The organism is Bacteroides caccae (genome assembly GCF_002222615.2).
GTDB lineage: Bacteria > Bacteroidota > Bacteroidia > Bacteroidales > Bacteroidaceae > Bacteroides > Bacteroides caccae.
The window spans coordinates 1,180,900-1,205,828 of sequence record NZ_CP022412.2 but is presented as its reverse complement, the minus strand read 5'-3'; the positions used below and the strand labels follow the sequence as shown (position 1 = coordinate 1,205,828).

Here is a 24,929-nt window from a genome sequence, read left to right as displayed (position 1 = left end):
TTTATTTTTTATCCTACACTTCCTTCCAAGGAGATAGTAAGCAACTTCTGTGCTTCTACCGCAAATTCCATTGGAAGTTTATTCAATACTTCTTTCGCATATCCGTTCACAATCAGTCCGATAGCGTCCTCTGTCGGAATACCGCGCTGGTTGCAATAGAAAATCTGGTCTTCACTGATCTTGCTTGTCGTAGCTTCATGTTCCACTACCGCTGTCTCATTATGAATATCCATATATGGGAAAGTATGTGCACCACACTTATCTCCCAACAACAAAGAGTCACACTGGCTGTAATTACGGGCGTTATCCGCTTTCTCCGCTACACGGACCAGTCCGCGATACGAATTCTCGCTGTGACCGGCAGAAATACCTTTGCTGACAATTGTACTACGTGTATTCTTACCGAGATGAATCATCTTCGTACCTGTATCCGCCTGCTGATAGTTATTAGTCACAGCCACAGAATAAAATTCTGCTGTCGAATTATCACCTGTCAGGATACAGGAAGGATATTTCCAGGTAATCGCCGAACCGGTTTCCACTTGTGTCCAGGAAAGTTTACTATCCACTCCTTTGCAGTTACCTCGCTTCGTCACAAAATTGTATACACCGCCTTTACCTTCGGCATCTCCCGGATACCAATTCTGAACCGTACTGTATTTCACTTCTGCACGGTCATGCACGATAATCTCTACAATAGCAGCGTGCAGTTGATTCTCATCCCGCATCGGAGCCGTACATCCTTCCAGATAAGATACATACGAATCATCATCCGCCACAATCAGCGTACGTTCAAATTGTCCCGTGTTACGGGCATTGATACGGAAATAAGTAGAAAGCTCCATAGGACAACGCACCCCCTTCGGAATATACACAAAAGAACCGTCGGAGAATACAGCTGAGTTCAATGCGGCAAAGAAATTATCACGGTAACCGACTACCGAACCAAGGTACTTCTTCACCAAGTCCGGATGTTCACGCACCGCTTCGCTGAACGAACAGAAAATAATTCCTTTTTCCATTAATGTTTCCTTGAAGGTAGTCTTTACTGAAACCGAGTCCATTACGGCATCAACCGCCATTCCACTCAAGGCCATTTGTTCTTCCAAAGGAATTCCCAACTTATTGAAGGTCTTTATTAGTTCAGGATCAACCTCATCCATGCTCTTCGGCCCTTCCTTTTTCTTAGTAGGATCAGCATAGTAAGAAATAGCCTGATAATCAATCTCCGGAATACGGAGATGTGCCCATGTGGGCATTTCCAGCGTCAGCCAGTGGCGGTACGCTTTCAATCGGAACTCCAGCAACCACTCCGGTTCGTCCTTTTTCGATGAAATCAAACGAATCACATCCTCATTAAGTCCACGCTCAATGATGTCTGTATGCACCTCCGTGGTGAAGCCATATTTGTACTTCTCCTGCGTTAGTTCCTTTACATATTTATTGGGTTCTTCTTGTTGCATCTTTATTCTCTAATATATATTGTTGCGTCATACTCTTAGCAGCAGGGAAAAAGATTCCCGCAAACGTTTCTATCGGATAATATAACAAAGATTCGCTCTTTTTTGTTGCACTAATTAACTTATTATCGCCATCCATAAACTCTATCAGACAAATCACCAGACTTGTTAACAATAGAAATTTAAGTGCTCCCAGCACACAACCGAGCCAACGGTTCAACCAATCCAGCGAAACCGCTTTCATTGCCTTTGTCAGCAACGAAGCCACCAATAAGAATATCAGTGGAACGGCTATCCAGATGATAATAAAAGCCAATACCTGTGCAACAGTCATCGAATCAGTCACCGTTGGACAAAGCTTTTCCGCTAAAGTGGTATACAAAGCCTTCGCCGCCAGCAAACCGACTATTAATCCCAGTATAGAAGCCAACTGACGAATAAAGCCTTTCATAAAGCCTACTATTGCGCCTGCACCTATTATAATAAGGATAATAATATCAATCGTTGCCATATTTCTCTATAAAAAGAAAAAAGAGGCACGGAGTTATAATTCACTCTGTGCCTCCGTTTATTCTTAATTCAGTACAAATTATAATGTCTGTTTCACTTCTATTTCTTCGAATGCCTCGATCATATCGCCTACCTTCATGTCGTTGCAGTTCACTAAGCTGATACCACACTCAAAGTTTGTACCTACTTCCTTCACATCGTCCTTGAAGCGTTTCAGCGCATTGATATTCCCGGTAAAGATTACGATACCGTCGCGAATCAGACGAGCCTTGTCGCTTCGTTTCACCTTTCCGGTTTTCACCATTGCACCGGCTACCAAACCTACTTTCGTGATATTGAACACCTCGCGGATTTCGATAGTAGCAGTCACCTGCTCCTTCACTTCCGGCGCCAACATACCTTCCATAGCAGACTTCACCTCTTCAATTGCATCGTAGATGACAGAGTACTTACGGATATCGACACCTTCCTGTTCAGCCATCTTAGCGGCAGCACCTGAAGGACGTACCTGGAATCCCACGATAATCGCATCCGAAGCAGCGGCCAGAGAAACATCCGATTCGGAAATTGCTCCCACACCCTTATGGATGACATTTACCTGAATTTGTTCCGTAGACAACTTGATCAACGAGTCGCTCAATGCTTCCACAGAACCATCCACGTCACCCTTAACGATAATATTCAATTCCTGGAAGTTACCCAAAGCGATACGACGACCCAATTCATCCAAAGTAAGAATCTTCTGCGTACGCAAGCCTTGTTCACGAGCCAACTGTTCACGTTTGTTGGTGATTTCACGAGCTTCCTGGTCGCTTTCTACCACATGGAAAGTGTCACCGGCAGCAGGAGCACCGTTCAATCCCAGAATCAATGCCGGTTCAGCAGGACCCGCTTCTTTGATACGTTGATTACGTTCATTGAACATAGCCTTCACACGACCATAGCTAGTTCCGGCCAATACGATATCTCCGACTTTCAAAGTACCGTTAGATACCAATACCGTAGCTACATAACCACGTCCCTTGTCAAGTGAAGACTCGATAATAGATCCCGTAGCGTTACGGTTCGGGTTTGCCTTCAAGTCGAGCATTTCGGCTTCCAGCAATACCTTTTCCAACAAATCTTCCACTCCCATACCTTTCTTGGCAGAGATATCTTGTGACTGATACTTACCACCCCATTCTTCAACAAGGTAATTCATAGCAGCCAATTCTTCTTTAATCTTATCCGGATTTGCAGTCGGTTTATCCACCTTATTGATAGCAAACACAATAGGTACACCCGCCGCCATTGCATGGTTGATGGCCTCCTTTGTCTGCGGCATCACGTTATCATCCGCCGCTACAATAATAATCGCAATATCCGTTACTTTCGCACCACGGGCACGCATAGCGGTAAACGCCTCATGTCCCGGAGTATCAAGGAATGTAATACGGCGACCGTCTTCCAACTTCACATTGTATGCACCGATATGTTGTGTGATACCTCCGGCTTCACCGGCAATCACATTCGCCTTACGGATATAGTCAAGCAATGAAGTCTTACCATGGTCAACATGTCCCATTACAGTAACAATCGGAGCACGCGGCTGCAAATCTTCCGGAGCATCTTCTTCTTCCACGATAGCCTGTGCCACTTCCGCACTTACATATTCGGTCTTGAAACCAAATTCTTCGGCCACCAGATTGATTGTTTCCGCATCCAGACGCTGGTTGATAGAAACCATGATGCCAATACTCATACAAGTAGCAATAACCTGGTTGACAGAAACGTCCATCATTGTAGCTAATTCATTAGCTGTAACAAATTCGGTCAGCTTCAATACTTTGCTGTCTGCCATTTCCTGATCTTCCAGTTCCTGCATACGGTTGGAAGCCATTTCACGTTTCTCCTTACGGTACTTGGAAGTCTTGTTCTTACCTTTAGTGGTCAGACGAGCCAAGGTTTCTTTTACCTGTTTTGCTACATCTTCTTCACTTACTTCCTGTTTGATAACCGGCTTTTTGAAACGATCCTTGTTATTGTTTCTTCTATTATTGTTGTTATTGTTACCTTGGTTATTACCACCATTATTATTACCGCCTTTGCCTTGCACATTCGGTCTTGGAGCTGCAAAGTTGGAAGTTGCAACGTTATTCACATCCACCTTCTCTTTGCTGATACGATTCCGTTTTTTCTTGTTACCGGCTGCATCCGCATTATCTTTCGGTCCGCTCTTAGCCTGTTTGGCATCATCTTTACGGATTTCCTTGATAATCGCTTCCTTCATCAGTTTCTTCTGATCCTGGCGGATTTTCTCTTTTTCTTCACGTTCACGACGTTTCTCTTCCTTCGATTTCTTCTTAGGGCGAGTTGACTGATTCAATGCTGCAAGGTCAATCTGACCGATTACATTAATCTTTGCTCCCAGTTCCGGCTGACGGATCTTGAAAACCTCGTCTTCCTTAGGAGCGTCTTTTTCTTCCGAAACGACTTCTGTCGATGCTACTGCTTCCACAGGCTTTTCTTCTTTTTTATGTTCTTCTGCCTTCACAGGTGCTTCTACCTTCTTCGGCTCTTCCTTAATCACTTCTTCCACTACCACTTTTTCAACTTCTGCCGGTTTCGGTTCTGCTACAGGTTCCGGTTGTTTCACCACCACAGGTTCGGCCGGAGTTGGAGCAGGTGCCACCACCTCTTCCTTTTTTACTTCAGGCTCTTTCTTTTCGGGTTCTTTCTTCACTTCCGGTTCAACGACAGGGCGTTCCGCTACTATCGGACGTTCCACCACAGGACGTTCTACCACAGTTTCCTTTTTCTGTTCCGGTTCCTTTTCTACTTTATCAGTTTTACGACCGTTTAATTTATCCAAATCAATTTTACCGACAGGTTTAAACTTCGGACGTGCATCCTCAGGTACGACTGTCTTGATCACATCTTCCGACTTCGGTTTTTCCTGTTGCTTTTCGAAGCCTTCAATCGAAACCGATGCCTTATTACGATCCTTATTCTGACGTTCCTGAATGAAACGCTCCGATTCAAGTCTAAGGTTCTTATCCGTACTAAACTCTTTTACGAGTATAGCGTACTGCTCCTCGCTAATTTTTGTATTAGGATTAGCCTCAACGGTATACCCTTTCTTTTGCAGGAACTCAACTACCGTCGCGATTCCTACATTCAAATCTCTTGTAACTTTGTTTAACCTTATCGTCATATTTTAAATTTAATGAATAAATGGAGCGAAGAAAATCTCAATCGTAATTGCCTATTACTCTTGTCCTTGTTCCGGTTCTTCTTCCGATTCTTCTTCTTCAAACTCCGATTTCAAAATGCGTATTACCTCGTCCACTGTCTCTTCTTCCAGGTCCGTCTTTTCAATCAACATCTCACGAGGAGCATTCAACACAGCTTTTGCCGTATCAATACCGATAGCCTTGATTGCATCAATCACCCAACCATCTATTTCGTCTCTGAACTCGTCAAGATAGATATCTTCATCAGCTACATTCTCATCCAACTCACGGAACACGTCGATAGTGTACTCAGTTAACATACTGGCCAGTTTGATATTCAAACCGCCTTTACCGATAGCCAGCGATACTTCTTCCGGTTTGAGGAACACCTCTGCTTTCTTCTCCTCCTCGTTCAAACGAATAGAAGAAATTTTCGCCGGGCTTAAAGCACGCTGTATAAACAATGAAATATTCGATGTATAGTTAATTACGTCGATATTCTCATTGCGAAGTTCACGAACGATGCCATGAATACGACTCCCCTTTACACCTACACAGGCTCCTACGGGATCGATTCTGTCATCATAAGATTCTACCGCAATCTTGGCACGTTCGCCGGGGATGCGGGCAATCTTCTTGATAGTTATCAGACCATCATTTATTTCAGGTACTTCCATCTCAAACAGACGTTGCAAGAAAACGGGAGAAGTACGTGACAAGATAATCTTAGGATTATTATTCTTGTTGTCTACGCGGGCAACCACTGCGCGTGCCGTTTCACCTTTACGATAAAAATCGCTCGGGATTTGTTCGGTCTTGGGCAGCAGCAGTTCGTTTCCTTCATCGTCGAGAAGCAACATTTCCTTTTTCCAGATCTGATACACTTCTGCATTGATAATTGTACCTACCTTATCTATATATTTATTATAAATACTGTCTTTTTCCAGTTCCAGAATCTTGGAAGCCAATGTCTGGCGGAGGTTCAGGATAGCACGACGACCGAATTTCGCAAAGATAACTTCATCAGTCACCTCTTCGCCTTCTTCGTATGAAGCGTCAATTTTCTGCGCCTCACTCAACGCAATCTGCATATTCGGGTTAGTCAAATCTTCATCGGCCACAACTTCACGGTTACGCCATATCTCGAAATCCCCCTTATCCGGATTCACGATCACGTCGTAATTTTCATCGGTGCCAAACATTTTCGCGATTACGCTACGGAACGACTCCTCGAGTACACTAACCATTGTCGTTCTATCGATATTCTTCAGTTCCTTAAATTCCGAAAATGTATCAATCAAGCTGATTGTTTCTTCTTTTTTGGCCATAACTATTTAAAGCTAATTAAGTATTTAGTATATTTTATTTGCTCATAAGTAAAGGTTTCGTCTTCTTCCACCAGCTTTGGTCGCTTGGATCCTTCGAGTTTCACCTTCTTTTGTACGGTTACCGTAAACTTCTCTTCATCGGCATCCTTTAGGATACCGGTCAGTTTCTGTCCGCCTTTGGTCATCACTTCCACTTCTTGTCCGATGTGGATGTAATACTGTTGCAGCACTTTAAAGGGCTGTCCTATACCGGCCGACCCTACTTCCAGTTCATAATCTTCCTCTTCACGGTTCAGTTTCGATTCAATGTAGCGGCTAAGCTCCACGCAATCTTCAATCCAAACGCCTTCTGCATGGTCAATTTCGACCACAATTTTGTCATCCGGGCTCACAGTTACCTCTACCAAAAAGTAATCTTTTCCTTCCAGCCACTCTTCAACAATCTGACAAACAGTTTTCTTTTCTATCATTTATTAGCTATTAAGAACAAAAAAAGGAGCTTAATTGCCCCTCCACCTTTCATCCGTTTTCGGTTGCAAAGATATAAATAATCTATTCGACTACAAAACATTAAAGAAAAAAAGTATGAATTAACAGTGCGATATTCGTATCTTTACGCCGCAATTAAAAAAAATAACAACTATGGCGCATCGTCTCAACACCAACAAACAGTTCATGGTCGGCAATGGAATCCTCGCTTTTGCCGTCATTTTTGTCGTAGTGATTTTCATCTATATGAGTATGCGACTGCAACAGAAGCAACAGGAAGAACGACATTTTATCGAAACATATACGATTAGTCTGGTCAAAGGCTTTACCGGCGATTCAATTTCTTTGTTTGTCAACGACAGTCTCATTTCCAATAAGACTATCATAGAAGAACCTTATACAGTGGAAGTCGGTCGTTTTGCCGAGCAGAGTGCATTGTTAATTGTAGATAACAAAACTGAATTAGTATCGACTTTCGACCTAAGCGAAAGAGGGGGTAATTATCAGTTTGAGAAAGAGGAAGACGGAATTAAGCAACTGGCGAAATAAACGGTAAAGCAAGATAAAGACAAAGGAACTCTTTTATATTTCTGTCCGATATTTCTTCAGTTCTCCCCGTAGAGCAAGAGCTTTTCCTTCCGTGAATTGATTCAGTAGAGACCAAAAACGTTCACTATGATTCATCTCACGGGTATGACATAGTTCATGCAAAAGCACATAATCAATCAAATAAGAAGGCAACAAAACGAGGTAATAGGATAAATTAATATCCTTCTTTGTCGAACAACTCCCCCACCGCCCCTGACTGGAATTTATCTTCACGCTTGCATAGGGCAATCCGCATTGTTTGGAAAGACGGTCTAAACGTGGAGGAAGAATACTTTTTGCATTCCGCCTCAACGATTCTTCAATCACCTTTCGTAGCCAACTCTGCAATTTCTCATCAGTAAAGTCCGCATTTGGCGGACAAATAATCTGCATACATCCCAATCGGGAATTTGCCAGAAACTGCTCTTTCTCTCCGGACACCAAAGACAACTTGAAATATTCTGCATCAATCTTATAATTCAAATCAATTAACGGACGATTCAATCGTTGACGAGAAGCCAGCAACTTACTACGTAAATCTTCAATCGCCCGTTTTACTTCTTTCATCGTTGTGCCGGAAGGGACTGAAACGTATACCGCATCACTCTTTGTACGAAAGACAAGACTTTTAGCACGCAAATTAACACGCACTATTAACCGTCCAAGTTCTTCATCTTCTATAATTGCTTCCTTCATCATAAGTCTCCTAATAACAGGTACAAAAGTAATAAAAAAAAGATTCTTCCACTCTTAGAAACATAAAAGGGCTACTGCATCTCGCGGTAGCCCATTTATTTAGTTAGTTTCATTATAAAAATTTGAGAGAATTGAAAACTTCACAGTTTCGCTTTCGATGTTGTTTTAATTAAGCACACTAACTATATTATATGTTTAAAGCAAATGAAAATGTCTATTCATTAATAACCTGCATCTTGTGGTTGATCTTCGCCAAGCTATCAGCCAAGACCTGATCCGCTTTCACATCGTTCGAGATAGCGACCGACGGTGCAGTTACTTGTTTACCAATGGTATCTGTGGCCAATACACTTCCATCATCTCCCGAGAAAGAATGTTGTGCCACATTTCCCAATCCGAGAATGATTGCAATCACGGCAGCGGCTTTGAACAGAGGAATAAAGCGACTCGTCAGTGTCAGACGTTTTGCTTTCACTACCGGGACCTCCACTTCTGCCAGAATACGTGCATCAAAGTCCTCACCCAGCCCTACTTCTTGCTGAACCTGCTGATAAACAAACAAGTTCTTATAGCGAAGCAAATGAGCCGGTACGTCTTCTTTCGAGAAGAAGTCACGCAATCTTGATTCCTCCTCAACGGAAGTTTCACATTGCCAGTATCGCTCTAGGAGCTGTTCTATATCCTTATAATCCATATTCGTCAATTTCTAAATACCTTTGTTTTACCTTTTGCCTGGCTCTGAAGAGATTCACTTTGACTTGTTCCTCTGTCAGATTCAGCAGGGTTGCAATTTTTTTATAGCTTTCACCTTCAATGTCCCTCAGTTGCATGATAAGCCGCTGTTTTTCGGGAAGTTCGTTGACCAACCTATTGATGATGTTCATTTTTTCATCATGAATCATCCGATCGTACGGACTGTTTGCATCAGGTTCTTCCTCCATTTCGGGGGTGAGTTCCACGTTTTGAGCCTCTTTCTTCTGACTCCGGTCTATCGCAAGGTTCTTTGCCACTATCAGGCAATAGGCTTCAACCGATTCAAATTGCGGCCACTCATCACGCTTGCTCCACACTCTTATCATGGTGTCCTGAACGACATCCTCGGCTTCTGCCCTATCCAGGGTGATTCTGAGCGCCAATCGAAAGAGTTTGTCCTTCAACGGCAAAATATCGTTTCGGAAGCTGATTTCTTGCATCTCTATAATAATGACGGGCTAGGATTCGAAAAGTTACAGTCGCCCACTACTTTTTTTTGAATTATTTTTTTATCCGGGTTCCTCCGTTGCCGTTAATCGCTGATGCTAAAGTAATTATCACTTCAGACACCCCGGCATTTATTGCTTCAAAAGAATTCTCCAATTTCGGAATCATACCTCCTTGAATAACGCCATCGGCTACGTATTGTTCAAATTCCGCACGGGTAATCTGAGGAATTACACTATCGTCATCATTCTCATCACGCAGTACACCTTTTTTCTCGAAACAGTACACCAATGTCACATCAAACAGGCCCGACAAGGCTTTTGCCGTCTCTCCGGCAATAGTATCCGCATTCGTATTCAGCATATTCCCTTGTCCGTCGTGTGTCAACGGAGCCATAACCGGCACCACACCTTTGTATATCAAGTCAGACAACAGAGAAGCATCCACCTTCTCCACATCGCCGACGAAACCGTAATCAACTTCTTTCACCGGACGTTTCACCGAACGTATCACGTTCATATCCGCTCCGGTCAATCCCAGCGCATTGACACCATACGCCTGCAACCCGGCAACAATATTCTTATTCACCAAACCGCCATACACCATTGTCACTACCCTCAACGTTTCCGCATCAGTAATCCGGCGGCCATTGACCATTTTGCTTTCAATTCCCAGTTGTGCGGCTATCTTTGTAGCCGAACGGCCTCCGCCGTGCACCAGCACCTTATGTCCTTCAATAGCGGCAAAGTCGTTTAACAACTGACGAAGGGTGGCTTCCTCTTCTACGATTTTGCCACCCACCTTAATTACAGTTAGTTTTTCTCTCATTTTTATTCTAAATACGTATATCCATAAAGTCCCGAACGGTAGTTGGAAAGGAATTCTTTTCCTTCTTCCAAAGAGATTTTGCCTTCCTTTACTGATTTCGTCACCCAAGTTTCGAGCGTACGAACCAGCTTCTTCGGATTATACTGCACGTAGTCCAATACTTCCGCCACCGTTTCTCCGTCAATAATCTGTTCGATATTATATCCTTTCTCGTTCACAGAGACATGCACTGCATTCGTATCACCGAACAAGTTGTGCATATCCCCCAAAATCTCTTGATAAGCACCTACCAGGAAAACAGCTACATAATAAGGTTCTGTTTTCTTCAGGCTATGTACAGGCAGATAATGAGCTACATTACGGGTAGAGATAAAGTTCGCAATCTTACCGTCGGAGTCACAGGTAATATCCTGCAAAGTAGCCGAGCGGTCCGGTTTTTCATCCAGCCGTTGAATAGGCATAATCGGGAATATCTGGTCTATCGCCCAGGAATCCGGCAACGATTGGAACAGTGAGAAGTTACAGAAATATTTATCCGCAAGCAGCTTGGACAATCCTCGGAATTCGTCAGGCGCATGTTTCAGGCCTTCGGCAATCTGATTAATCTCACGTGTGATCGACCAGTACAGGCGTTCAATCTGTGCACGGGTTTTCAAGTCGACAATCCCGTGACTGAACAAATCCAACGCTTCCTCACGAATCTGTTGCGCATCATGCCATGCCTCCAACATTTTATTCTGATTCAACGAATCCCAAATGCCATATAATTCCTGTACCAGTTCATGTGCGTCCGGAGCGATTACTTCTTCATCATCCCATTCGGGTAAAGTGGCAGTCTCCAACACTTCAAAGATAAGCACAGAGTGGTGTGCAGTCAATGCGCGTCCGCTTTCGGTAATAATATTCGGGTGCGGGATACCATTCTTATCGCTGACATCCACCAACGTAGAAATCGAGTCATTCACATATTCCTGAATAGAATAGTTCACGCTGCCTTCGCTGTTGGACGACCGGGTTCCGTCGTAATCAACTCCCAGTCCGCCGCCGATATCCACAAATTCCACTTTGAACCCCATAGCATGAAGTTGGACATAAAACTGTGAAGCCTCACGCAAGGCGGTCTTGATGCGACGGATCTTCGTCACCTGACTACCGATATGGAAGTGAATCAGTTTCAGGCAATCTTTCAATCCCTTGCTTTCCATGAAATCGAGCGCTTCGAGCAACTCACTGGAAGTCAGCCCGAATTTGCTGGCATCGCCACCCGATTCTTCCCATTTTCCGCTACCGGAAGAAGCCAGTTTAATACGAATACCGATATTAGGTTGCACATTCAACTGCTTCGCCATTTTTGCAATCAGTTTCAGCTCATTCATCTTCTCCACAACAAGGAAGATACGTTTACCCATTTTCTGGGCAAGCAAAGCCAGTTCAATGTAACTCTCGTCTTTATAGCCGTTACATACAATCAATGAGTCAGAATCCGTATTAACAGCAATCACAGCATGCAGTTCAGGTTTAGAACCCGCCTCCAGTCCGAGATTGAATTTCTTTCCGTGGCTGATAATCTCCTCCACCACAGGGCGCATCTGGTTGACCTTAATCGGATAGATAATAAAGTTCTCCGCCTTATAACCGTATTCTTCGGCTGCCTGTTTAAAGCAGGACGACATCTTTTCAATACGATTATCCAGAATATCCGGAAAACGCACCAACGTGGGAGCCGCTACATCTCTCAGTTGTAACTCGTCGACCAACTCTTTCAAATCAACAGCTACCCCATCTCTACGCGGTGTAACAACAACATGACCTTTGTCATTAATACCAAAGTACGAGGTTCCCCAACCTGTAATGTTGTAGAGTTCCTCAGAATCTTCAATACGCCACTTTCTCATTTTTCTGTAATTCAGTGTTTTTAGTAAATAATTGGACGGCAAAAATACAGATTTATCTACATGTTGCCAATTAATTAGACATTATTTCTTTCAGTCGGTCCATATATCCGCTGTTTCCGTTACGGGCGTCATAGCGCCGTGCCAGTTCTTCAGCCTGCTGATAGAAATACCGGCGTAATTCGCTGACAGAGTAAACCCCGTCCGCGCGGTAAAGAGGGAACTCCTCCGGCAAAGCCAGATGAACCTCCGGACGCATCTCATACTTCAAGGCCTCCACCATATCACAGGAGAAACGATATTTCTTCAACGTATTGGTACGCAGGCTCCAGTCAATGCACCGTTCGGCATACTCCCAGCCGCGCTCCGGATTCGTCATTAAATAATAAGCGATAAACAGCCCCATATAGAGCAACAGATACTCGTCCTTCTCTCTTCCGGCCAACGCTTCTTCGGCACGTGTACACATATCGGCAGCAATATCCGGCTTACCCGCTTTTTGTGCATAATAAGCAAGCTTCAGGTAAGCACGCAGGTTAGCTTCATAGCAAGTCACCTGTTTGTTAATCAATGGCTGCGCCCGGCTATAAGCCTCATCAAACTTTCCCGTTTCCAGATAATAATCCAACATAAAGTTCAGTTCACAAGCCTCACACGACTGGTCGTCCATTTTCTCCGCCAGCATCTTATCAATATATTCCTTTGCCTTGTCATACTGCCTCATCCATGTGCATTCCACCGACCAGCGCTGATAAAAACTCCGCAAAGAATATCCGTTCCGCAAGATACGGGTCTTATAATCCTCCCCTACCGCTTCCACCTGTTCCATTGGAATCTCCGGAATATCAAAAGTCGAAGACCATATCCATTTATACTTCCACAGCAGATCATCCTCCTTGATTACATCCTTATGATTCTCATAATCATCCAGAATCTTAGAGAACACGGCAATCTCCTCAGTGTCCGCCGAGAGAAGGTTCAGTTCATAAATGAGGTCCAGCCTCATTTCCGTTGCCCATTCCACATCTTCGTTTTCATCAGCGATGCGGATAGCCTCTTTCAACAAATTAGCTTTCTCACGGGGATGCAGGTTTTTATTCTGTGCCTGCAACAGCAGTTTTTGTATTTCAAGTGTGTATTTCATACGCTTTCTTAATTCAGGAAATTTATAAAATCATTCATTTTAGCAGTCATCAATTCACTGAGCGAGTGGTTGAAAAGTTCCATTTCCTCACTGTTCACAGGATACTTACCCTGAAGGAGTGACTGTACATATAATATATGTACCACATGCTGAAACATTTTATTATCTCCCTGTATTTGCAGTAAAGTGCGGACCATTTCATTATCCGCATTAAATGTCAGCGTCGGAGGTATCTGCCTGGTCGTATTGACAGTCCCCAACACAGCCGCTAACGGATTATTGGTACTCTTGGTCGTACTCTCTTTCTCCTCTGCCACAAATATCACCGGAATATCCGCCGGAGTAAAGTGCTTCAACCGGCAGACGCAGCCAAAACGCTTTAACAACTCGTTCGCCTTCGCCTCAAAAGCCCGGAACTCTTTTTTGGCTTCTACCTCCCCAAACTGTTCCAGTAATCTCGAAGGGGATATTTCATCCAAAGTCAGTTCCGGATTCAGGCGGGCATACTTTTTCAACAACGTTTCATCAAACGTATAAGCAGCATTAACCACCAACCATCCTTGTGCTCCGGCAATACGGCGTACCTGCCTGAAATCCTCCAGATTTCTGGTATAACAGATCACATTGTCCGCCGAACGGATACTCCCGAAGCTCCGTACCCCCTTATTCGTCTCAAAAGGAAGATAATCCATAAACAAACGAAGCAACTCATTATCTTCCGAAGCAATCGCCTTGATGTGAAAATGATGCACGTCCAGTATCTTATTAAACATAGCCCGGTTGTTCTGCACCAGTCCCCGCAAATAATCCTTGATAGCCATACCTATCTCCTTGCGGGCATCCTTCAGCAAATCATTGCTTACCAGAGACTCGCGTGAAGCGGTAGACAACAACCCATCCGCATTCACCAGACAACGGATAAAGAAAGCCCACTGCGGCAACAGGTTACAATCATCCTCGCTCAACAGCATACGCTTCAAATACACTTTGTGAGAGTTACGCACAGAAAACTGCGTCCGGAAAGGCAACACATAAAGCACTCCCTCCACCCGACCGCTTTCAGTCCGTATCCGAAAAACATCAAGCGCAGATGATTGAAAAACTTTCGCCCCGTAATCAAGGAGTTCCTTGCGGGTTGCCTTCGGGTCAAGCCATACAGGCGAAGGCGTATTCACCAACTCTTCCTCATCCTGATGATGCAGATAGACAGGATATGGCAACACCTCTCCATAGCCGACCAATATCTTCTTAAATGTATCATATTCAAAAAGATGCATCCAGTCATTCTTGGGATGCAATACCACCTGCGAACCGATAGGACGTTCTTCGGCGGATGACGTCAGTTCATACGTACCGTCCACCTTACCACACCAACAGACAGCCTGCCCGCCCATTGCCGACCGGCTCTCCACCTTGATCTCATCCGTCACTACAAAACAAGACAGCAAACCAATACCAAACCTTCCGATAAAATCATCCGCATCAGGCGTATCCCGTTTCGAGCTTTCCCCGATAACGGTAAGGAAACGATATACCTCCTCCTCTTTCAGCCCGATTCCATTGTCGCGGAATATCACCGTTTTGTCATCATTCAGAAAGACATCAATACGTCCTGCATAATTCTCGTCAATATTGCGCAAAGCTGTAATAGCATCCACACAGTTCTGCAACAACTCACGGACAAAGGTATTCGGATTACTATAAATATGCTCTGACAACAAGGCAATCATTCCTTTGAGATTGACTTGAAACAGATTATTCCCTTCTTTCTCCATGCCTACTTACTATTTTCTCCTCCTTCCGGTGATCTTAAGGGCCTTTTCGTTACCATTTTCAGCAGCCTTCTCGAACCACTCCATTGCTATATCATCGTTTTCTTCCACACCATTTCCCGTCAGGTAAGCGTTTCCTAGTTCAAATTGAGCCTTATCATTATTCTTTTCGGCAGCTTTCAACAACCATTGCACAGCTGCTTCCGGGTCAGGCGTACAGCCTTCGCCATACATTTGCATCTTACCCAGATAATATGCGGCACCGATATTCTCATTACCGGCCGCATCCGTAAACCAGCGGTAAGCCTCCGCATAATTCTGCTTCACACCCACTCCGTTGTAATAACAAAGTCCGGTACGATACATACTCGTCACATTACCGTTATCCGCAGCCAGTGTATAATATTTAAAGGCTTCCGTCTCATTATCCTCTACACCGATACCCATTTCGTAACAAATACCCAGTCCTTCGTTATACCATTCGTATTCGGCAGCTTTCTTAAAGTAAGCAAACGCCTTTTCCGACTCGTTCAGACTATCATAATCATACAAATAATAATCCCCCATGCGCAGCATCGCCATAGGAATCTCATTCGCAACAGCCTTTTCGTACCATTCCACGGCTTTCTTGTTATCTTCCAAACAAGGACCGCACCCGAAGAAATAATAATCTCCCATTTTAAACTGGGCGTAACCATAATCCTGTTCCGCTGCCCGTGTCATATATTCCACAGCCTTTTGCGGGTTTTCCTCCACACCGTTACCGTTCTCATAAGCCAGCCCCAATTCAGTCAGACAGCGGGATTCGTTCTTCTCTGCCCCCTTTCCGAACCACTCGAGTGCCTTGTCCCAGTCCTCCTCCGTACCGATTCCCTGTTTGTAACAACGTCCCAGAGCAAAGATTCCTTCATTTTCATCCGCCATGGCAGCTTTTGTATACCAGGCAAATGCCTCCTCCGGCTTCGCCTCACCCAATACAGCTTTTTCCAGATAAAGACCTACGCGGAACATTGCATAAGGATAGCCTTCCTGTGCCGCTTTTTCACAGAGTTCAAAAGCCTTCTCATAGCTTCTTTCCACTCCGTTGCCATTCTCGTATAAGAATGACAGTTCTACCAATGCAAAACATGAACCCATTCCGGCCGCTTTCTCGTAATATTCTCTCGACTTCACCGCATCCGTCACACCGCTATATCCGTTAGCCAAGTAAAGCGCTGCACGGCAGTATCCGTCCACATTATCCAGTTCAGCTGCTTTCTCGTAATATTCCATAGCTTTCACATAATCCGGTTCTTCAGACAGAAAGCCACGTTCATACATCCAACCCAAACGATAGGCCGCATTTCCCGAACCCAGTTCGAGCGCCTTTTCCAGCAACTGTTTTGCACGACTCATGTCTTCTTCCACCAGGTCACCGTTGAAATATACATTCGCCAGTCCTTCGATACCTTCTATATAATCACCTTCCACACAACGTTCGAGACACATCAGCCCACGTTCCACATTCTTATAATCATCATTGTACAAGTAAATCAATGCCAACTCATACGCACTATACAACTCGCAATAAAGCATTCCCTTCTCCAGCCATTCTATTGCTTTAGGCAGATCAAGCCATTCCTCCTCCTGATAATTGTATCCCAGGAAGTTGGCGGCAGACCATACTCCGGCATGCCAGGCTTTCTCCCAAATTTCGAAAGCCAGTTCTTTCGGTTTACCCAGTTCGGGATAACGGAAATACAGAGTAGCGAGATTTTTCAGACTATATAGATTGGGAACGATTTCCAAAGACTTTTCATAACAGGCAGCTTCCTCGGCTATCTTGCCTTCTCCCCTGTCGAGTGCGTCTCCCATTGCCGCATACACATGAGCACGCAAACGGTCGCCTTCGGGCAGTTCGGCAAGCAAATCCTGCCGTATCTGCAACGCTTTCTCCTTGTTGCCCGTAAACTCTTCGGCAAAAGCGCGATAATGTTTCCCCCAAAGAATAGCTTCGGGTGAAGAAAGAGCCGCAAAACGTCGTTCTCCTTCTTCCTTATCCTGCTCACAATAAAACCCCATATACCGCCAATAGGCAACAGTCGCTTCCGCTTCACCCCAGCCCATATCGGCAGCCTTCTCGTAGCAAGGGAACAAATAGCTCATATCCCGCTTTCCATAGCGGGCCTCGGAGTACTGTGCACCTTTCTGCGCCCAGCCTGCTCCGCTGAACACAGCCACACGTTCGCACACCCTCATCACCTTCTCCCACCAGAACTCATATTCTTCTTCGCTGAGATCGACTTCGACATTACAGTCGAATGCACTGAATATCAATTCAAAGAAACCTTCCGTCAGTTTCTCATCCTCCCGGGTGTCCAACGCATATTCGCATACAGCCAATGCTTCCCACCAGTTATCAGCATTTAATAATGAAGTAGATGTATATTTTGGGAACCATGCCGCAGCAGGTTTCCCAGAGGCTTTAATCCCGGCGGACAACTCCTCGAATTTCTCTTTCAAAGTTCCCATAACAGTCTCTTTATCTTCTTTCTTGTGTTAATAGTCAATAGAAAAATCTCGTAACGAGCGCCAAGGTACAAATATTGACTGAATGAACAAAAAAGAGAACCCAAAAAGATAAAGAGCAGATAAAAAGAAAAGGAAGAAACCATGTGGTTGACATGACTTGTGAAAGTAAAATAGCTTATAGTCCCAACAATTCCTGCAATCGTTGCACGGCTGTTTCGATCTGCCAGCGATCTTCCAGTTCGTCGGCATTGAAAATATATTGCGCCTGCGTGTAGAAAGGAGCCCGTTGTTCCAGCGCCCGGATGATAAACGCTTTCAATTCATCATCCTCTTTTCCCTGAAGTATGGGACGCTGTTGCTTGGCGATACGCAACCGTCTGAACAACACATCGGGATGAACATCCAGAAATACCGTCTTCCCCACCCGGTTCATAAATTCCATATTATCAAAAAAACAAGGCGCTCCCCCCCCCGTAGAGATTACCACATTCTCGAACTCGGCCACCTCATGGAGCATATTCCTCTCCAATTCCCGGAATCCGGTTTCACCACGTTCGGTAAACAGCTCTCCAACAGTTTTGTGAAAACGCTCCTCAATATACCAATCGAGATCAACGAACGGTACATTCATCTTACGGGCAAATGCCTTACCCAATGTCGTTTTTCCGGCACCCATATAGCCGGTAAGGAAGATACGAACCATAAATGACTAATTTTGCTCACAAAATTAGTCATTTTATTAAAATCCAAGTATTAAAAACGAAGTTATTTGAATACCCTCACCCGTTCTTCGAGCGGTTGAAACTCTTTTTCACCCGGTTTAGTCACAGGAAGTCCGAACGGCATTTCCGCAATCAGATGCCAATGTCCGGGCAGATTCCATGCACGACGCACCTCGTCGTCAATCAACGGATTATAGTGTTGCAGTGATGCTCCGAAACCGACATCTTCCAGCATGACCCATATAGCCAGCTGATGCATGGCCGAAGTTTGCAGCGACCAGCCGGGGAAGTTATCCTGATAGGATGGGAAAGCCTCCTGAAGTCCTTTCACTACCTTTTGGTCTTCAAAGAAAAGCACAGTCCCATATCCGCAAGCGAACGAGTTATCTATTTTTTCTTCCGTCTTTACGAAAGCCTCCGCGGGCACAATTTTCTTCAACGCATCTTTCACAATCTGCCACAGTTTCTTGTGTGATTCCCCTAACAAAAGTACCACCCGCGTAGACTGCGAATTAAATGCAGACGGCACGTGGCGTACGGTCATATTGACGATACACTCAATCTCCTGATCCGGGATAGGCGACTGATTAGTAATTGAATAGTAAGTCCGGCGATGTTTCAAAGCTTCACTAAAAGATCTTTCCATAATAGCTCCTTTCTAAATGTTATATTCTTAAACTCTCTTATTTTTATAACAAGTAGCTCTGTTGACTTGTTCAGTTAGAGAATATATTTGTACCTTCGCGCTGTCAATATACAGACATCAATTCATTGTAAAAAGGAAAAATGGCTAAACAGAAATTCTACGTTGTATGGGAAGGCGTGACGCCCGGGGTTTACACATCCTGGACGGACTGCCAGCTTCAAATCAAAGGATACGAAGGCGCCAAATACAAATCATTCGACACCCGCGAAGAAGCGGAACGCGCACTGGCCACCTCCCCTTACGCCTATATCGGGAAAAACGCCAAGAAGAAAAGCGAGAAAGTTTCTTCGGAAACATTGCCCGCCTGCGTGATTGACAACAGTCTGGCGGTGGACGCTGCCTGCAGCGGCAACCCCGGTCCTATGGAATATCGCGGAGTCCACATAGCCAGCCGCCAGGAAGTCTTCCACTTTGGCCCGACGAAGGGAACGAATAATATCGGCGAATTCCTCGCTATCGTACACGGACTGGCTTTGCTGAAACAGAAGGGATTCGATATGCCCATTTACAGTGACAGCGTCAATGCAATCAGCTGGGTGCGGCAAAAGAAATGTAAGACCAAGCTTCCGCGTACCGCAGAAACAGAGGAACTGTTCAAACTGATAGAACGTGCGGAGAAATGGCTTCGGGAAAACACATACACCACCCGTATTCTGAAATGGGAAACCAAAGAATGGGGAGAGATTCCGGCAGATTTTGGCAGAAAATAAGACAAAAAGACCAAACACCCCAAAATATATTTTTATCTTTGAACCCAAGATAGCATTTTTGTATCCAAACACATCAATAAATGTATGAAAAATAAGCAATTTATTATTTTAGCGGTCGTTTGCGTCGTTACTCTTCTCCCTTTTATGGGATTAACGGATTTCCATACCAAAGGGGAACCCCGCGAAGCAATCGTTGCATACTCCATGATTGAAACCGGTAACTGGACGCTTCCCGTCAACAACGGCGGGGACATCGCCTACAAGCCGCCCTTGTTTCACTGGTGTATTGCCGCCCTTTCCTCTATTGCCGGGAAAGTAACGGAATACACTTCACGTATGCCCTCTGCATTGGCACTGATAGCTATGGTGTTAGGCGGATTCTTATTCTACGCCAAACGCAGGGGAGCTTCAGTCGCCCTCCTTATGGGCTTAATTACCCTGTCTAATTTTGAAGTCCACCGTGCCGGTATGAACTGCCGCGTTGACATGATGCTGACCGCCTTTATCGTACTCGCGCTCTACCAACTCTACCGTTGGTGTGAGAAAGGGCAAAAAGGATTCCCCTGGATAGCCACCTTGTTTATGGGATGTGCCACACTAACCAAAGGTCCCGTAGGTATCCTCCTGCCTTGCATGGTCACCGGGGTCTTTCTGCTGATCCGGGGTACCAGTTTCTTCAAAGCCTTTTTCTCGATGGCGCTGGTAGCCATTACGTCCTGTATCCTGCCCGCCCTTTGGTACATCGCTGCCTACCAACAGGGAGGAGATAATTTCATCTCACTGGTTATGGAGGAGAATTTCGGTCGTTTCATGGGAAAAATGAGCTACGAATCCCATGAGAATCCTGCTTACTACAATATCATTACAGTCGTATCCGGCTATGCCCCTTACACATTGTTGGTTCTGCTTTCCTTATTCAGCCTTACATACGGGAAAATAACCGGAAAACCCCGCGAATGGTGGCAGAGGTTCACAACATATATCCGCGAAATGGACAGCACCCGCTTGTTCTCTTTATTGAGCATTGTTCTCATTTTCGTTTTTTACTGCATCCCAAAGAGCAAGCGCAGTGTTTACCTGTTACCCATTTATCCGTTCATCGCCTATTTCCTTGCCGAATATATCATGTATCTGGTCCGGAAAAACTCAAAAGCAGTTAAGATATACGGCGGATTTCTCTCCGTCGCCGCTATTCTTCTCCTTGTCACGTTTATAGCCGTGCGGTTAGGATTAGTGCCCGACAGTATTTTCCACGGAAGACACGCCGCCGAGAATATAGCCTTCATGAACGCGTTGGCAAATATCTCACTCAACGCAGGCCACATCATCGTCATCTGCCTGCCATTAATTGCAGCCATCTATTTCTTCCGGACAATCAGGAAAAAAGAATCGGGAATGAACGTAGTGTATGCCACTCTTTTCGTTACATTCTCGCTTTTCATGTCATTGGACGGTGCTTACCAGCCCGCCATACTGAACACCAAATCGGACAAAGGAATGGCGGAAGATATCCGGGAAATAGCTTCGGGCAGCAAGATCTATTCTTATGTAGCTGTCGATATGCTCCGTTTCTACACGGTCAATTTCTATCACAACGACCAGATAGGATTGTTTGAAAAGGATATGCCGGCCGAAGGCTATCTATTGGTAGGACGACGCGATTTTGAAGGTTTCAAGCCCAAATATGAATCCGAATATACTTTTGAAGAAGTATATCAGAGCACGAAAAGAGGATGTGACATCCGTGACATTATTTACCTGTATCGTTTCAAGAGAAAATAGCCATAGGATCAGCATAGAATAACAGAAAAAGAAGTAAACCCGTTACAGGTTTACTTCTTTTTCTATCAGATAACGCGGACGGCGTTTCACCTCCTTATATATTTTACCGATATATTCACCGATCACTCCGACGGCAGTCAGGATAGCGCCGCCGATAAACCAGACAGAAATGAGTAGCGAAGTCCAGCCTCGGATTACGTCTCCACCAATAAACTCCACCAAAGCATAGATAATGGCCAGGAAAGAAACCAGCATAAAGATAAGCCCGGATGTGGTAATCAGGCGTAATGGTTTGACAGAGAAAGAAGTGATTCCGTCCAGGGCGAAGTTCAACATCTTCGTGAACGGATATTTCGATTCACCGGCAAAACGTTCCTTGCGGTCGTAATAGACTGAAGCGGTAGGATATCCGAGCATACACACCATGCCCCGGAGGAAAAGATTACGTTCGGGGAAAGACACCAATGCCTTCAGGGAGCGCTTGCTCATCAGGCGGAAATCCGCATGATTGTAAACAATCTCCCCGCCCATTGTCCGCATCAGTTTGTAGAACATCTGCGCGGTATGTTTCTTGAAGAACGTGTCCGTTTTACGTTCCCGCCGTACACCGAACACCACATCGGCCCCCTGATTATAATAATCCACCATTTCCACAATAGCATTCACATCATCCTGCAAATCAGCGTCGATAGATACAGCCGCATCATAATCGCCGGCCGCCACAAAATCCAATCCCGCCCAGAGAGCCTGCTGATGCCCGACATTATGCGCCAGTTTCAAGCCCGCCACACACCTATGAGATTCAGACAATTGCTCTATCAGTTTCCAAGTAGTGTCCTTGCTTCCGTCGTCCACATACAAAATCTTTCCTTCAGCCACCTTCCCTTCCTGCTCCATTCGGGCAAGCACATCAGATAGCTGACGAGTCGTTTCTTTCAATACTTCTTCCTCATTATAACAAGGAACTACAATCACAAGTCTCACGCCGTTCATAGCTTTTTATGTTTAAAGACAAACCGAACAAATAAGAAATTCACAGGAATCGCTATCGCAAACACCGGCACAGGTGCCCATGCTTTAGAAACTCCCAGATAGAGGAATACATTCAACAGAATGATATGCAACAAATAATTAACCAGATGCGCCCCTCCCATACCAACCAACTTTTTCCATGACGGAGTGGTTCCGAACGTAAAATAAGAAGTCAGATAGAAGTTGACAATAAAACTGATTACATATCCCGTCGTATAGGCTACATTGACGTTGATAAAAGATTGCAGGAAATAATAAATCCCATAATGCAATGCCGTAGCCAGCACGCCGACCACGCCAAAACGTATAAACTCTTTCACCAACGGCTTTGTTTTCATAAAGCACTTACTTCTTGACGGATACTTTATCTAATGTCTTGTGTTCTTTTACCAGGGATTCCGTACTTTGCAGCATAGAGAAGCAATAATCTTTCAAGTTCCGGAAAGCCTCCTCATCAGTACCAGTGGCAGCGTGGAGCTTACCTTCCTCCAGTTTGTACTTGAATTCCTGTTGGCTGTCCGGCGAATAGATAAACATATTCACCGAGTCTCTTGCCCCGATCAGATTATCCGCCGTAAAGAACATACAAGGACGTTCTTCTTCCAACAGATTGACACCGAAATTGTTTTGCAGGTAACTTATGTTAAGCAGCCCCAACAACGTAGGAGATACATCCACCTGCCCACCAAAACCGTCGTATACCCCCGGCTTGATATCTTTCCCGTAAATCATCAGAGGGATATGGTTATAAGACTGGGGCATTTCACATTCAGGTGTTCCCACCATTTTGCCATGATCGCCCAGAAAAACGAAAATCGTATTGTCAAACCACGGCTGTTTTTCCGCAGCCTGCATAAACTGCCGGATAGACCAGTCGGCATATTCTACAATCTGTTCTTCGAGCACATCACTATGCGGGTGAAAATAGGGCGGAATCACATAAGGGGGATGATTGCTGATAGACAGCAATACGCTGAAGAACGGATTCCCCGTCCCGGCCCTTTCATTCAAAATAGGAAGTGCATACTGATACATGAAGTCATCCTGCACACCGAAGCTGTTCACTACTTTTTCCGAAGGATAATTCTCCTGAGCGTAGATTTCGTCGAAGCCGTTCGTGCGAAGGAAAGCATTCATATTGTCGTACTGCGATTCGTGAGTCATAAAGAACAGGTTACAGTATCCGTTCTCCTGCAATACGGTAGGCAGTCCCGAATAGACAGGAATCACAGAACCTTTCATGGCATTCCGTTTCATGATAGCCGGAAAAGAATAAAGCGTGGAATAAATACCATGATTGGTATGAATACCGGAGGAGTAGAAATGACTGAAACTCAAGGATTGCTGATAAAGGCTATCCAGATAGGGAGTCAGTTTCTTATCCGATCCAAAAGTCCCCATTAGATTGGCGGACATAGACTCCATAAAGACCAGAACTACGTTCCTGCGATTAGGCGTACCTTCCCGTTCTACTTTCCGTGCGATCGGAGACAACCGGTCAATTCCTTGCCTATGCAAATATTTCTGTACTTTTGATAAAGCGTCTTCCTCAGACATCAGATGCAGAGTCCGGTTTTCTTTCCGGTTATCATCCAGTGTACTTGTCAGCAGATTAAAGACGGGATTCACTCCCAACTGATTCAGGAACGGGTCTTCACAATAATATGCCTGACTTACTTTTATCGGGTTATATCCCATACGCCCACGAATGCCGAACAGGCAAAGCCCGATACAAATTGCACCTGCTACCAACACAGCTACCCGGCTCAACAGACTTATCTGTGGTGCAGCCTTTTCTGCCCTACGATAGAAATAGGATGCAAGGGAAGAAGCTCCCCAAACAAATACCACGATAGACAGGAGTCCGAGGAATATCGGAAAATAGTAAGAAGACTCCCCAAACATCAGACCAGCTGTTGTACCGCCATAGCCGAACCAATTATAAATAGAAGAATTAATCGTTTTGAAGAAATATTCAAAATATGGAATATTGGCAGCAGCGATAACAAAAGATACCGAATAAAAACAACTAAAATAAACCGTTGTAAACCTAAACAGCCATTTAGCGGTGTAGTTACAAAGAGCGGCTATCCACAAAACAGCCAGAGGGAGCAACAGGATATAACAAGCTATTACATTGTCAAACCAGAGTCCGCGGAGGAAAGCACCGGACTGCAAAAGAACATCTCCCTTTATTTCTGCCGGGAATTGATAGTCAATGGAACAGAACAGTGTGAACCGGAAAATAAAGAAAATGAAGAGAGCTGCCACGTGTATGGATAACAGATATAAGAGGTAGCACTCAAAACGTTTTATAGAGATTCCTTTCATTAGATTCAACTTAAAA

General features: G+C 44.7%; 22 protein-coding genes. 4 read left to right on the top strand and 18 right to left on the bottom strand.

Features of this window, described 5'->3' with window-relative positions:
• Positions 1 to 8: 8 nt before the first annotated feature.
• Both sufB and CGC64_RS04620 read right to left on the bottom strand, forming a co-directional pair.
• Entirely contained in the window at positions 9 to 1,463 is a 1,455-nt protein-coding gene (sufB, locus tag CGC64_RS04625) for a Fe-S cluster assembly protein SufB (RefSeq protein WP_005679226.1), read from the bottom strand.
• Positions 1,441 to 1,971, bottom strand: a complete 531-nt coding sequence (locus tag CGC64_RS04620) for a CvpA family protein (RefSeq protein WP_005679225.1) — start codon at positions 1,969 to 1,971, stop codon at positions 1,441 to 1,443. The genes sufB and CGC64_RS04620 overlap by 23 nt, the downstream gene beginning before the upstream one ends.
• Here CGC64_RS04620 and CGC64_RS19410 point away from each other — a divergent pair.
• Entirely contained in the window at positions 1,910 to 2,038 is a 129-nt protein-coding gene (locus tag CGC64_RS19410; RefSeq protein WP_445534804.1) for a Loki-CTERM sorting domain-containing protein, read from the top strand. The two genes, CGC64_RS04620 and CGC64_RS19410, sit on opposite strands and share 62 nt — an antisense overlap.
• An 11-nt stretch (positions 2,039 to 2,049) precedes the next feature.
• Here CGC64_RS19410 and infB read toward each other — a convergent pair whose 3' ends face one another.
• The 3 genes from infB to rimP are packed head-to-tail and all read right to left on the bottom strand — an operon-like array spanning position 2,050 to position 6,980.
• Positions 2,050 to 5,163 (bottom strand): translation initiation factor IF-2, encoded by a 3,114-nt coding sequence (infB, locus tag CGC64_RS04615; protein ID WP_005679223.1) that lies wholly within the window; start codon positions 5,161 to 5,163, stop codon positions 2,050 to 2,052.
• A 54-nt stretch (positions 5,164 to 5,217) separates the two neighbouring features.
• Entirely contained in the window at positions 5,218 to 6,510 is a 1,293-nt protein-coding gene (gene nusA / locus CGC64_RS04610; protein ID WP_005679222.1) for a transcription termination factor NusA, read from the bottom strand.
• A gap of 2 nt (positions 6,511 to 6,512) precedes the next feature.
• Positions 6,513 to 6,980, bottom strand: a complete 468-nt coding sequence (gene rimP / locus CGC64_RS04605; protein ID WP_005679221.1) for a ribosome assembly cofactor RimP — start codon at positions 6,978 to 6,980, stop codon at positions 6,513 to 6,515.
• 172 nt (positions 6,981 to 7,152) lie between these two features.
• Between rimP and CGC64_RS04600 the strand changes: the two genes are divergently transcribed.
• A complete protein-coding gene (locus CGC64_RS04600; protein ID WP_005679220.1) occupies positions 7,153 to 7,548 on the top strand; it encodes a hypothetical protein in 396 nt (131 codons plus the stop codon).
• A 33-nt stretch (positions 7,549 to 7,581) separates the two neighbouring features.
• Here the strand turns inward: CGC64_RS04600 and CGC64_RS04595 are convergent, their stop codons facing one another.
• The 10 genes from CGC64_RS04595 to CGC64_RS04550 all read right to left on the bottom strand — a co-directional run bounded on the left by CGC64_RS04595 (position 7,582) and on the right by CGC64_RS04550 (position 18,998).
• On the bottom strand, positions 7,582 to 8,286 hold the full coding sequence (locus CGC64_RS04595; RefSeq protein WP_005679219.1) for a YgjP family zinc-dependent metalloprotease: 705 nt from the start codon (positions 8,284 to 8,286) through the stop codon (positions 7,582 to 7,584).
• Positions 8,287 to 8,497: 211 nt separating this feature from the next.
• Positions 8,498 to 8,977, bottom strand: a complete 480-nt coding sequence (locus tag CGC64_RS04590; protein ID WP_005679218.1) for a hypothetical protein — start codon at positions 8,975 to 8,977, stop codon at positions 8,498 to 8,500.
• Entirely contained in the window at positions 8,967 to 9,476 is a 510-nt protein-coding gene (locus CGC64_RS04585; protein WP_005679217.1) for an RNA polymerase sigma factor, read from the bottom strand. Before CGC64_RS04585 ends, CGC64_RS04590 begins: the two co-directional genes overlap by 11 nt.
• A 61-nt stretch (positions 9,477 to 9,537) precedes the next feature.
• Positions 9,538 to 10,311 carry an acetylglutamate kinase gene (gene argB, locus CGC64_RS04580; protein ID WP_005679215.1) on the bottom strand — a complete coding sequence of 258 codons (774 nt, stop codon included), beginning with the start codon at positions 10,309 to 10,311 and terminating at the stop codon, positions 9,538 to 9,540.
• A 2-nt stretch (positions 10,312 to 10,313) separates the two neighbouring features.
• Entirely contained in the window at positions 10,314 to 12,206 is a 1,893-nt protein-coding gene (speA, locus tag CGC64_RS04575) for a biosynthetic arginine decarboxylase (protein ID WP_005679213.1), read from the bottom strand.
• A 70-nt stretch (positions 12,207 to 12,276) separates the two neighbouring features.
• On the bottom strand, positions 12,277 to 13,347 hold the full coding sequence (locus CGC64_RS04570; RefSeq protein ID WP_005679211.1) for a tetratricopeptide repeat protein: 1,071 nt from the start codon (positions 13,345 to 13,347) through the stop codon (positions 12,277 to 12,279).
• 8 nt (positions 13,348 to 13,355) lie between these two features.
• Positions 13,356 to 15,122, bottom strand: coding sequence for an HSP90 family protein (locus tag CGC64_RS04565; RefSeq protein WP_089421553.1), 1,767 nt, complete (start codon positions 15,120 to 15,122; stop codon positions 13,356 to 13,358).
• A 9-nt stretch (positions 15,123 to 15,131) separates the two neighbouring features.
• Positions 15,132 to 17,630, bottom strand: coding sequence for a tetratricopeptide repeat protein (locus CGC64_RS04560; protein ID WP_089421551.1), 2,499 nt, complete (start codon positions 17,628 to 17,630; stop codon positions 15,132 to 15,134).
• Between the two features lie 175 nt (positions 17,631 to 17,805).
• Positions 17,806 to 18,333 carry a shikimate kinase gene (locus CGC64_RS04555; RefSeq protein ID WP_005677038.1) on the bottom strand — a complete coding sequence of 176 codons (528 nt, stop codon included), beginning with the start codon at positions 18,331 to 18,333 and terminating at the stop codon, positions 17,806 to 17,808.
• A 62-nt stretch (positions 18,334 to 18,395) separates the two neighbouring features.
• The gene (locus CGC64_RS04550; protein ID WP_005677037.1) at positions 18,396 to 18,998 is read right to left on the bottom strand and encodes a nitroreductase family protein; all 603 of its coding nucleotides are present in this window, start codon (positions 18,996 to 18,998) and stop codon (positions 18,396 to 18,398) included.
• Between the two features lie 140 nt (positions 18,999 to 19,138).
• On the opposite strand from CGC64_RS04550, the gene CGC64_RS04545 reads away from it, so the two are divergent.
• Together CGC64_RS04545 and CGC64_RS04540 are read left to right on the top strand one after the other, a co-directional pair.
• Positions 19,139 to 19,768 carry a ribonuclease H1 domain-containing protein gene (locus CGC64_RS04545; protein ID WP_005677036.1) on the top strand — a complete coding sequence of 210 codons (630 nt, stop codon included), beginning with the start codon at positions 19,139 to 19,141 and terminating at the stop codon, positions 19,766 to 19,768.
• 84 nt (positions 19,769 to 19,852) lie between these two features.
• Positions 19,853 to 21,550: an ArnT family glycosyltransferase gene (locus CGC64_RS04540; RefSeq protein ID WP_005677035.1), complete on the top strand. Its 1,698-nt coding sequence runs from the start codon at positions 19,853 to 19,855 to the stop codon at positions 21,548 to 21,550.
• Between the two features lie 42 nt (positions 21,551 to 21,592).
• Here CGC64_RS04540 and CGC64_RS04535 read toward each other — a convergent pair whose 3' ends face one another.
• The 3 genes from CGC64_RS04535 to CGC64_RS04525 are packed head-to-tail and all read right to left on the bottom strand — an operon-like array spanning position 21,593 to position 24,913.
• Positions 21,593 to 22,543, bottom strand: a complete 951-nt coding sequence (locus CGC64_RS04535) for a glycosyltransferase family 2 protein (RefSeq protein ID WP_005677034.1) — start codon at positions 22,541 to 22,543, stop codon at positions 21,593 to 21,595.
• On the bottom strand, positions 22,540 to 22,920 hold the full coding sequence (locus CGC64_RS04530) for a GtrA family protein (protein ID WP_005677032.1): 381 nt from the start codon (positions 22,918 to 22,920) through the stop codon (positions 22,540 to 22,542). The genes CGC64_RS04535 and CGC64_RS04530 overlap by 4 nt, the downstream gene beginning before the upstream one ends.
• 7 nt (positions 22,921 to 22,927) lie before the next feature.
• Entirely contained in the window at positions 22,928 to 24,913 is a 1,986-nt protein-coding gene (locus CGC64_RS04525; RefSeq protein ID WP_005677030.1) for an LTA synthase family protein, read from the bottom strand.
• Positions 24,914 to 24,929 lie beyond the last annotated feature (16 nt).

Coding starts and splice junctions, on each gene's coding strand:
- nusA (WP_005679222.1), bottom strand. CDS start 6,510: ATGGCCAAAAAAGAAGAAACAATCAGCTTGATTGATACATTTTCGGAA.
- CGC64_RS04620 (WP_005679225.1), bottom strand. CDS start 1,971: ATGGCAACGATTGATATTATTATCCTTATTATAATAGGTGCAGGCGCA.
- speA (WP_005679213.1), bottom strand. CDS start 12,206: ATGAGAAAGTGGCGTATTGAAGATTCTGAGGAACTCTACAACATTACA.
- rimP (WP_005679221.1), bottom strand. CDS start 6,980: ATGATAGAAAAGAAAACTGTTTGTCAGATTGTTGAAGAGTGGCTGGAA.
- CGC64_RS04585 (WP_005679217.1), bottom strand. CDS start 9,476: ATGCAAGAAATCAGCTTCCGAAACGATATTTTGCCGTTGAAGGACAAA.
- CGC64_RS04565 (WP_089421553.1), bottom strand. CDS start 15,122: ATGGAGAAAGAAGGGAATAATCTGTTTCAAGTCAATCTCAAAGGAATG.
- CGC64_RS04560 (WP_089421551.1), bottom strand. CDS start 17,630: ATGGGAACTTTGAAAGAGAAATTCGAGGAGTTGTCCGCCGGGATTAAA.
- CGC64_RS04530 (WP_005677032.1), bottom strand. CDS start 22,920: ATGAAAACAAAGCCGTTGGTGAAAGAGTTTATACGTTTTGGCGTGGTC.
- CGC64_RS04540 (WP_005677035.1), top strand. CDS start 19,853: ATGAAAAATAAGCAATTTATTATTTTAGCGGTCGTTTGCGTCGTTACT.
- CGC64_RS04600 (WP_005679220.1), top strand. CDS start 7,153: ATGGCGCATCGTCTCAACACCAACAAACAGTTCATGGTCGGCAATGGA.
- CGC64_RS04595 (WP_005679219.1), bottom strand. CDS start 8,286: ATGATGAAGGAAGCAATTATAGAAGATGAAGAACTTGGACGGTTAATA.
- argB (WP_005679215.1), bottom strand. CDS start 10,311: ATGAGAGAAAAACTAACTGTAATTAAGGTGGGTGGCAAAATCGTAGAA.
- sufB (WP_005679226.1), bottom strand. CDS start 1,463: ATGCAACAAGAAGAACCCAATAAATATGTAAAGGAACTAACGCAGGAG.
- CGC64_RS04555 (WP_005677038.1), bottom strand. CDS start 18,333: ATGGTTCGTATCTTCCTTACCGGCTATATGGGTGCCGGAAAAACGACA.
- CGC64_RS04525 (WP_005677030.1), bottom strand. CDS start 24,913: ATGAAAGGAATCTCTATAAAACGTTTTGAGTGCTACCTCTTATATCTG.
- CGC64_RS04545 (WP_005677036.1), top strand. CDS start 19,139: ATGGCTAAACAGAAATTCTACGTTGTATGGGAAGGCGTGACGCCCGGG.
- CGC64_RS04535 (WP_005677034.1), bottom strand. CDS start 22,543: ATGAACGGCGTGAGACTTGTGATTGTAGTTCCTTGTTATAATGAGGAA.
- infB (WP_005679223.1), bottom strand. CDS start 5,163: ATGACGATAAGGTTAAACAAAGTTACAAGAGATTTGAATGTAGGAATC.
- CGC64_RS04590 (WP_005679218.1), bottom strand. CDS start 8,977: ATGGATTATAAGGATATAGAACAGCTCCTAGAGCGATACTGGCAATGT.
- CGC64_RS04550 (WP_005677037.1), bottom strand. CDS start 18,998: ATGGAAAGATCTTTTAGTGAAGCTTTGAAACATCGCCGGACTTACTAT.
- CGC64_RS04570 (WP_005679211.1), bottom strand. CDS start 13,347: ATGAAATACACACTTGAAATACAAAAACTGCTGTTGCAGGCACAGAAT.